We start from the raw sequence: 2,218 nt of genomic DNA on the forward strand, positions 1-2,218 counted from the left end.
CCGCCTCGGCCAGCCGACGGTCCATCCCGATCACCGGGCGCAGGTCACCCGCCAGGCCAACCTCGCCGATCACCACCGTGGTGGTGGGCAGCGGTAGCTCCATGCACGCCGAGGCCAGTGCGATCGCTACCGCCAGGTCCGACGACGGATCGGTCAGCCGCATGCCGCCAACGGTGGACAGATAGATGTCGTTGGCCGCGACAGGCAGCGCGGCGTGCTTGTCGAGTACGGCGGTGATCATGGCTGCCCGCGCGTGGTCGATGCCGCTGACCGCCCGCCGCGGCGACCCGCCTGTCGGCTTGGCCAGCAACGCTTGGACCTCGCCGGCCAGTGGCCGCCTACCGTCCAGCGTCACGGTGATCGCGGTGCCGGGAACCGGTTCTGGCCGCCGGTCCAGGAATAACCCGGACGGGTCGGCGACTCCCTCGATCCCGGTGTCATGCAACAGAAAGCAGCCCACTTCGTCGGTGGTGCCGAATCGGTTCTTGATGCCGCGCACCATCCGCAACACTGTGTTGCGGTCGCCGTCGAAGTGCAGGACCACGTCGACGAGGTGTTCCAGCGAGCGCGGACCGGCGATCGCACCGTCCTTTGTGACATGGCCGACGAGAACCAGCGCCGCGCCGGTAGCCCTGGCCGCTGCAGTCAACGCTGCGGTCACCGCGCGCACCTGCGTTACGCCACCGGTGACACCGTCGGCATCGGCGGTCGATACCGTCTGCACTGAATCCACCACCACCAGCGTCGGGCGCACCTCCTCGATGTGGCCCAGCACGGTCCGCAGGTCGGATTCTGCCGCTAGGTAGATCTCGTCGTGGCTGCATCGGGTGCGGTCTGCGCGCAACCGGATCTGGCCGCTGGACTCTTCACCGGAGATGTACAGTGCACGCCGCCCGGCTTCTGCCCAGCGGTAGGCGACCTCCAGCAGCAGCGTGGACTTGCCCACCCCGGGATCTCCCGCAAGCAGCGTGACCGAGCCGGGCACCACCCCGCCACCGAGCACGCGGTCGAGTTCGGCGACACCGGTCGGCCGGGGGTGGGCGCGGCCGGGTTCGATGGAGTTGATCGGAACCGCCGGTCGAGCCGGGGTGATCGCACAGGGGCCGGTGCGGGCTGACGCACTCAGCCCGGATATCTCACCGACTTCATCGATCAGGCCCCAACTGCCGCACGCCGGGCAGCGGCCCACCCACTTGGCTGTGGTGTGCCGGCACTGCGAGCACCGATAGAACGAACGAGCCTTGGCCACCCGATGACGGTAACGGGCAGGTCCGACAGCGACGGTCAGCGACGAGGGGGAGCTAAGCCGGCCGAGATCGGCACCGCCAGGGTGATCGGCCCGGCCTCCTTGAAATCGAAGGTGAAGTCATAGGTGAGGCCGTTGCTGATCGGCTTGTCCAACGCCACCGTGGCCACCGCCGCGTCCGCGTGCCCGACGCCGCGCAGTTCCTTGAGCACCTGCAGCGGCGCGAGGTCCCCGCCGGCGGGTGTGCCGACGACGAGGATGCCGCCGACCGGCAGTTTCTTGCCGCCGGTCACCGAAACCGCGCCGATATCGGTGCTGATCGCGGTCAGTTCGTCGTCGGTGTCGGTGGACTGGTTGGTGGCGACGAACACCAGATCGACAGTTTGCCCGGGCGGCAGGAAATCCCCGCTCTGCACCGCCTGGATGCGAACGTCGCGCAGCGCCAGGTGGCCGACCACGCCCTTGGCGCCGTTGACCGCGGACGCCTGCCCGGCGCTCTGCGAGATCTGGCCGGCGCCGCACCCGGCCAGCGCCAGGGCGACCAGGGCGGCGAGGGCGTGCCATGCGGCAGGAACGCGGCGGACGCGACGAACATCCGGCCGGGTGCCGAGGCTGGCAGGGAATCGGTTCACTTTAAGACCTCCTGCTCGGCGGTCGGAACAGCCCGCACAGCGCATATGCGCCAGGCCGTCGCGGCTTGTGACTATGCACAGTAGTAGGGACTCGGGGCAGGCGATAGCACCGGGGGTCCCGGCTCGCGGGGCCCCTCGGAGGCTGCTCTCGATATCTCCGCCGCTGCCGCGTCATGCACAGTTTCGGCGTGCTGTCAACCCCCCGCGTTTGGCTGCGGCACCGCTGACCTGCACCGTTATTCCCCCCATGTCGGGGCGCCGTGTTAACATGGAGTGGCGAAAGGGGCTCGAATCAGATGATTTTTAAGGTCGGAGAGACTGTTGTCTACCCACACCACGG

At 68.7% G+C, this 2,218-nt stretch carries 2 protein-coding genes; both read right to left on the bottom strand.

Annotated elements, in window-relative coordinates; all coding sequences use genetic code 11:
- Nucleotides 1-1,249 (bottom strand): DNA repair protein RadA (gene radA, locus AC2VON_RS24135; protein WP_486955096.1); only part of this gene is annotated, 1,249 nt, incomplete at its 3' end.
- 35 nt (nt 1,250-1,284) lie between these two features.
- A complete protein-coding gene (locus tag AC2VON_RS24140) occupies nt 1,285-1,878 on the bottom strand; it encodes a copper chaperone PCu(A)C domain-containing protein (protein ID WP_486955097.1) in 594 nt (197 codons plus the stop codon).
- Between the last annotated feature and the right edge of the window lie 340 nt (nt 1,879-2,218).

The sequence above is a fragment of the Mycobacterium sp. TH-M82 genome (genome assembly GCF_057473605.1).